Below are 6,917 nucleotides of genomic sequence, written 5' to 3'. Positions count from 1 at the left end.
ACGGCCGGCCCGAGGTGGCGGTCCGGGCGCACGCCCTGGCCGCCGAGCTTTTCGATCACCGGGACCTGCGTGCCACAGGCGATTACGGGGCAGGGTCCTTCCGACGGCGGAGCTGCTGTCTCCACTACCGGTGTCCGGGCGGTGGGCTGTGCGGGGACTGCGTCTTCGACCGGCCTCCGCAACGCTCTTCCGCCGGGGCCGATTCCGGGTGACCATGACTGGCGTCGGCTCCTGACACCGCGTGTGGCAGGCTGACCGGCACTGTTATCGATCCAGCGGCTACGACAGGGGTACGGCGTGAGGGTGGGGCTGCTGACGCGGGAGTATCCGCCGGACGTCTACGGCGGGGCCGGTGTCCATGTGGAGTTCCTGGCCCGGGAGCTGCGGACCCTGACCGATCTCGACGTGCACTGCTGGGGCGAGAGCACCGACCCCGCGGCCGACGCCCGCGACCGGGTCTTCCGCCACCGCGCCGCCGCCGGGCTCGACAGCGCCAACGACGCGCTGCGCACCTTCTCGGTGGACCTGGCGATGGCCGCCGCGCTCGAAGGCCGCGAGCTGGTCCACTCCCACACCTGGTACGCGAACCTCGCCGGCCACGTCGCCAAGCTGCTCCACGGCATCCCGCACGTGATGACGGCCCACTCGCTGGAGCCCCTGCGCCCGTGGAAGGCCGAGCAGCTCGGCGGCGGGTACGCGCTCTCCAGCTGGGCCGAGCGCACGGCGGTCGAGGCCGCCGACGGCGTGATCGCCGTCTCCCACGGCATGCGCGCCGACATCCTGGCCGCCTACCCCGCGCTCGACCCGGACCGGGTGCACGTCGTCCACAACGGCATCGACACGCACCTGTACCGGCCGGATCCGGCCACGGACGTCCTGGAGCGGATCGGCCTCGACCCCGACCGCCCGTTCGTGCTCTTCGTCGGCCGCATCACCCGCCAGAAGGGCGTCCCGCACCTGCTGCGCGCCGCCCGCGCCCTCGACCCCGACGCCCAGCTCGTGCTGTGCGCCGGCGCGCCGGACACCGCGGAGATCGAGCGCGAGTTCCGCGAGCTGGTCGAGGAGTTGCAGCGCACCCGCGACGGCGTGCACTGGATCCCCGAGATGCTGCCGCGCCCCGAGGTGGTCCAACTGCTCACGCACGCGGCGGTGTTCGTCTGCCCTTCGGTGTACGAGCCGCTCGGCATCGTCAACCTGGAGGCGATGGCCTGCGGGACGGCGGTGGTCGCCTCCGCGGTGGGCGGCATCCCGGAGGTCGTGGACGACGGGCGTACGGGCCTCCTCGTGCCGTACGACGAGCGCCACCCGGCCGCCTTCGAGTCGGCCCTCACCGAAACGCTCAACCGGGTTCTCGACGATCCGGAGTCGGCGGCCTCGATGGGGGTAGCGGGACGGGAGCGCGCCGTACGCGAATTCGGCTGGGACCAGGTCGCCCTGCGTACGCGCGAGGTGTACCGGAAGCTGCTGAAGCCCGATCAGGGCTTCTGAGAGTACGGACGAGTAGGGAGCGGCGATGCGCGGTGGACCTTCGGTGCTCGGAATCGTTCTGGCGGGCGGGGAAGGCAAACGCCTGATGCCGCTCACCGCGGACCGGGCCAAACCGGCGGTGACGTTCGGCGGTACGTACCGCCTCGTCGACTTTGTCCTGTCCAATCTGGTGAACGCGGACATCCTGCGCGTCTGCGTGCTCACGCAGTACAAGTCGCACTCACTGGACCGCCATGTGACCACCACCTGGCGGATGTCCAGCCTGCTGGGGAACTACGTCACCCCGGTCCCCGCCCAGCAACGGCTCGGGCCGCACTGGTACCTGGGCAGCGCGGACGCGATCCTCCAGTCGCTCAACCTCGTCCACGACGAACAGCCCGACTACATCGCGGTCTTCGGCGCCGACCACGTGTACCGCATGGACCCGCGCCAGATGCTCCAGCAGCACATCGAGAACGGCGCGGGCGTCACCGTCGCCGGGATCAGAGTGCCCAGAGCGGAGGCCTCCTCGTTCGGGATCATCACCCCGGCCTCGGACGGCGTCCAGGTCGACAGCTTCCTGGAGAAGCCGGCCGACCCGCCGGGTCTGCCGGGGGACCCCGGGCGCGTCTTCGCCTCGATGGGCAACTACCTCTTCACGACGAAGGTCCTCGTGGACGCGCTGCACCGGGACGCGGAGGACGAGAACTCGGTGCACGACATGGGCGGCTCCATCCTGCCGATGCTCACCGAGCGCGGCGCGGCCCAGGTCTACGACTTCACCGAGAACCACGTCCCCGGCGAGACGCCCGCCGAGCACGGCTACTGGCGCGACGTCGGCACCCTCGACTCGTACTACGACGCCCACATGGACCTGATCTCGCACCAGCCGGCCTTCAACCTCGACAACCGCCGCTGGCCCATCTACACCCACTCCACCCAGCTGCCGCCCGCGCGCTTCGTGGCGGGCGGCATCGCGGGCGAGTCGATCGTCAGCCCCGGCTGTGTCATCCGGGGCCAGGTCACCCGCTCCGTCCTCTCGCCCGGGGTGGTCGTCTCGGAGGGGGCGGTGGTGCAGGGGTCGGTGCTCCACGACAACGTACGGATCGGGCGGGGCGCGGTGGTCAGGAACGCGATCCTCGACAAGAACGTGGACGTACCGCCCGGCGCGACGATCGGCGTCAACCCCGAGCGGGACGGGGCGCTCTACACCGTCTCCAAGAACGGCATCATCGCCCTCGGCAAGGGCCAGGTCGTCGCCTGACCCCGTCGCCTGACCCCATCGGCCGGCCCTCCGTCGGCCGACACGACGACGCGCGGTACGGCGGGCGGCCGGGGATCTCCCCGGCCGCCCGTTCCGTCGCGCCCTGTGAGGCCGCTCCCTCGTCGCGCCCCGTCGCGGATTGTTGCGGGTGCGTGAACAGCGTGTGATCCCGGGAATAGCCGTCCGGTGATCCGCTTTCCCTCTTTGTGGGCCGAGGTACGGCTACCGAGGTACGGCTGCCGAGGCCCGGCGACACCGAGCCACACCGTCGGCCGAACGGAGGAGTTCCGATGACTCAGGCATACGTCTTCACCCGCAACGGCGGCCCCGAGACAGAAGCACTCGTGGAGCTGCCGGAGAAGCCGGAACCGGGCCCGGGACAGTTGCTCGTGGCCGTCCGCGCGGCCGGGGTGAACCCGGTCGACCACAAGATCCGTACCGGCTTCAGCAGCCCCGGCGCCCCGGCGCCGCACTTCCCCGTCGTCCTCGGCGGCGAGGTCTCCGGTGTGGTCGAGGCAGTCGGACCCGACGTCACCGGGTTCGCGCCCGGCGACGCCGTCTTCGGCTCGGCCGCCACCGGCGGATACGCGGAGCACACCCTCGTCACGGCCGCCATCGCCGCGCACAAGCCGGACGCGCTGTCGTTCACCGACGCGGCCACGCTGCCGGTCGCCGCCGCGACCGCGTACGACGGCGTCAACCAGCTGGACCTCCCGCCCGGCGCCACCCTCCTGATCACCGGCGTCGGCGGCGGCGTGGGTGTCGCCGCCGCGCAGATCGCGATCGGCCGCGGTCTGCGGGTCGTCGGCACGGCGAGCGCGGGCAAGAAGGACTTCGTGGAATCGCTCGGCGTCGCCCACGTGACCCCGGGCCCCGACGTCGCCGCCCGCGTACGGGCCGTGGCGCCCGACGGGATCGACGCGGTGTTCGACCTGGTCGGCGGCGCCGACCTGGAGGCCGTGGCCGTCCTCGTCGAGGACCGTACGAAACTGATCAGCGCGGGCGACCGGCAGACGGTCGGGCGCCTCGGCGGGGAGCCCGTGCTGCGGAAGCGCGGCACGGAGGTCCTGGACGAGGTCGCGAAACTCGCCGTGAGCGGGGTGCTGCGCCCGTACGTCACCGGGACGTACCCGCTGGAGCGGGCCGGCGAGGCGCTGCGCGCCGTCGAAGAGGGCCACATCCAGGGCAAGATCGTCATCGAGATCGGAGCATGAACACCGTGTCGCACCCGTTGGACAACCCCGCCTACTCCTCCCTGAGCGGGCCGCACGCGCACTTCGCCGAACGGCGGGGCCGGCTGCTGCGCTACCCGCCCGAGGTGTCGCCCTGGCTGGCGCTCCCCGACCAGCCGAACGACGAGGACTGGGCGGACATCGCCGCGATCACCGGGCCCGGCAACACCGTCGCGCTCCCCGGCCTGCGGGTGCCCCCGCCGGCCGGCTGGGAGATCACCTTCAGCATCGCGGGCGTGCAGATGATCGACGACGGGGTGGCCGCGGCCCCCGACGCGGAGGCGGTACGGCTCGGCGCCGACGACGTCCCGGAGATCCTCGACCTGGTCGCGCGCACCCAGCCCGGCCCGTTCATGCCCCGCACCATCGAGATGGGCACCTACCTCGGCATCCGTCGCGAGGGGGCGCTCGTCGCCCTGGCCGGGGAGCGGATGCGGCCCGTCGGCCACACGGAGATCAGCGCGGTCTGCACCGACCCCGCCCACCGGGGCCAGGGACTGGCGGCACGGCTCGTCCTCGCCGTCGCCCACGGCATCCGGGAGCGCGGCGACGTCCCGTTCCTGCACACCGCCGCGCAGAACACGAACGCCATCAGGCTGTACGAATCGCTCGGCTTCCGGCTCCGGAGGACCACCACCTTCCTGGACGCCCGGGTCCCGCTGCCGGACACCAGCCGGGTGAGCACCGGGTGACCTGAGGGATTTTGTTGACACCCGACACATCGGTATGCTCCTGACCTGCGCACGAGTGACCCGCGCACCAGCGCGCGGGCGAGTGAGGAACGGCAGCGGCGATGACGGTGACAGAGGACAACCCGGCGTACGGCGAGAGCCTGGCGCACGGCCCCGGCATCGACCCCGACCGGCTGGCCGTCTGTCTGAGCGTGCTGGACGAACTCGACAAGATCGACGTCGACCACCCCGACGCGATCGCCGTGCGCCGGGCCACCGCCGGGATCTACCGGACGGTGAAGCAGCGCCGCCGCCAGGAGCGCCGCGCCTCCAAGACCGCCCACGACCGGTCGGTCACCGAGGCCACCGCCACCGGCTCCGCCGAGCGGATCGACGACGAGACACAGGGGCTGCTGCCGTCGTCGTCCGTCGCCGGGGCGATCGCGGGCATCCTCCGCCGCCCCCGCTCCTGCTACATCTGCAAGACCCGGTACGTCGAGGTCGACGCGTTCTACCACCAGCTCTGCCCGTCCTGCGCCGCCGAGAACCGCGCCCGCCGCGACGCCCGTACGGACCTCACGGGCCGCCGCGCCCTGCTCACCGGCGGCCGGGCCAAGATCGGCATGTACATCGCGCTGCGCCTGCTGCGCGACGGCGCCCACACCACCATCACCACCCGCTTCCCCACCGACGCCGTCCGCCGCTTCAAGGCGATGGAGGACAGCGACGAGTGGATCCACCGGCTCAAGATCGTCGGCATCGACCTGAGGGACCCCGCCCAGGTCGTCGCGCTCGCCGACTCCGTCGCCGCCGAGGGCCCGCTGGACATCCTGATCAACAACGCGGCCCAGACGGTACGCCGCTCCCCGCAGGCCTACAGCGAGCTGCTCGCCGCCGAGTCCGCGCCCCTGCCCGCCGGGGAACTCCCCGCCTCCCACGTCATCGGGGCCTTCGGCAGCGGGGCCCAGGCGGTCCTGCCCTCCGGGGCGGCCGAGGCCCTGTCCGCCACGGACGTCACCGGACTCGCGCTCGTCGGCGGTTCCGCCACCCTCGCCAGGATCGAGGCGGGCACCGCCATCGACGCCGGCGGCCTGGTGCCCGACCTGCACCACACCAACAGCTGGGTGCAGACGGTGTCCGACGTCGACGCGGTCGAACTGCTCGAAGTCCAGCTGTGCAACTCCACCGCGCCGTTCATCCTCATCAGCCGGCTGCGCCGGGCGATGGCCGCCGCCGCGGCGACCCACACGTACGTGGTCAACGTCTCCGCCATGGAGGGTGTTTTCAGCCGTGGTTACAAGGGGGCGGGCCACCCGCACACGAACATGGCCAAGGCCGCGCTGAACATGCTCACCCGGACCAGCGCCCAGGAGATGTTCCAGTCCGACGGCATCCTCATGACGGCCGTCGACACCGGCTGGATCACCGACGAGCGCCCGCACCCGGACAAGATGCGCCTGGCCGACGAGGGCTTCCACGCCCCGCTCGACCTCATCGACGGCGCGGCGCGCGTATACGACCCGATCGTGCGCGGCGAGCGCGGCGAGGCCCTGTACGGCTGCTTCCTCAAGGACTACGCGCCCGCCAACTGGTAGGGGCCGTTCGGCCGGAAAGTTCACCCCTCGGTGAGCCCGGTCGAGCGGGCAGCCGCTCATCTGGTTAATCTGAGGGGCACACGCGGCCAACACCCGGGGATACACCATCCTCACGGCCGCGCGGGGACAGGCCCACTACCACGGCCGCGGTCCCGCCCGAGTAGACGGCGCCACCGCGACGGAACTGCCCCTGTCCCAGAGTTGCGCGACACAGAGGAGTGCGCCGTGACACCAGACATCAAGACGAGCGAGGACCGGGCCGCGGAGCCCGGCGAACCGACCCGCAGACCGGAGAAGCTCGGCAACCTCGAAGTGTGGGCCAGGTCGGCCCCGATCCGACTGGCGGGGTACGAGGACGACCTCTCGGAGCCGCACATCCTGCGCGGAATCGACTAGCCGGCAGCGACCGGAGACGTCCGTCCGGCCGGCGCCCACGGCGTCGGTCGGACATCTTGATTTCGGCCGAACTTCACCGAGTCGTCCCCGTCCGCCGCGATAACTGCAACTAGCATCCATTTCCGTGCCGCTACGTGACCTCTTCCACCACGTCCCCCCGGGACCGCAGGCAGAGCCCCCGCCCGCCCGCCGTGTACGACGCGGACGTGTGGCGCTCGCCGTGTGTCTCGTCCTGGCGGGTACGGGCGGCGCGCTCGCCCTCGCGCACCCCGGCGGACACCCCGCGCGGACC

7 protein-coding genes are annotated in these 6,917 nt (G+C 72.0%); all 7 read left to right on the top strand.

Translation table 11 applies throughout. The annotated features are described in order from the left end of the window. Positions 1–212 (top strand): (2Fe-2S)-binding protein (locus GT042_RS14835; protein ID WP_202532776.1); only part of this gene is annotated, 212 nt, incomplete at its 5' end. Between the two features lie 85 nt (positions 213–297). Next, positions 298–1,488, top strand: coding sequence for a glycogen synthase (glgA, locus tag GT042_RS14830; protein ID WP_161309184.1), 1,191 nt, complete (start codon positions 298–300; stop codon positions 1,486–1,488). A gap of 25 nt (positions 1,489–1,513) precedes the next feature. After that, positions 1,514–2,731: a glucose-1-phosphate adenylyltransferase gene (glgC, locus tag GT042_RS14825; protein ID WP_161309183.1), complete on the top strand. Its 1,218-nt coding sequence runs from the start codon at positions 1,514–1,516 to the stop codon at positions 2,729–2,731. A 290-nt stretch (positions 2,732–3,021) separates the two neighbouring features. Beyond that, a complete protein-coding gene (locus GT042_RS14820) occupies positions 3,022–3,945 on the top strand; it encodes an NADP-dependent oxidoreductase (RefSeq protein ID WP_161309182.1) in 924 nt (307 codons plus the stop codon). Beyond that, a complete protein-coding gene (locus GT042_RS14815) occupies positions 3,942–4,655 on the top strand; it encodes a GNAT family N-acetyltransferase (RefSeq protein ID WP_161309181.1) in 714 nt (237 codons plus the stop codon). Before GT042_RS14820 ends, GT042_RS14815 begins: the two co-directional genes overlap by 4 nt. Positions 4,656–4,756: 101 nt before the next feature. Then, entirely contained in the window at positions 4,757–6,229 is a 1,473-nt protein-coding gene (locus GT042_RS14810; RefSeq protein ID WP_161309180.1) for an SDR family NAD(P)-dependent oxidoreductase, read from the top strand. Positions 6,230–6,454: 225 nt separating this feature from the next. After that, positions 6,455–6,625, top strand: a complete 171-nt coding sequence (locus tag GT042_RS38180) for a hypothetical protein (RefSeq protein WP_237530813.1) — start codon at positions 6,455–6,457, stop codon at positions 6,623–6,625. Positions 6,626–6,917 lie beyond the last annotated feature (292 nt).

This window comes from Streptomyces sp. SID3212 (assembly GCF_009865405.1).
Classification (GTDB): Bacteria; Actinomycetota; Actinomycetes; order Streptomycetales; family Streptomycetaceae; genus Streptomyces.
Note: the sequence above shows the minus strand (reverse complement) of the source record. Positions and strands in the feature narration are given on the sequence as shown.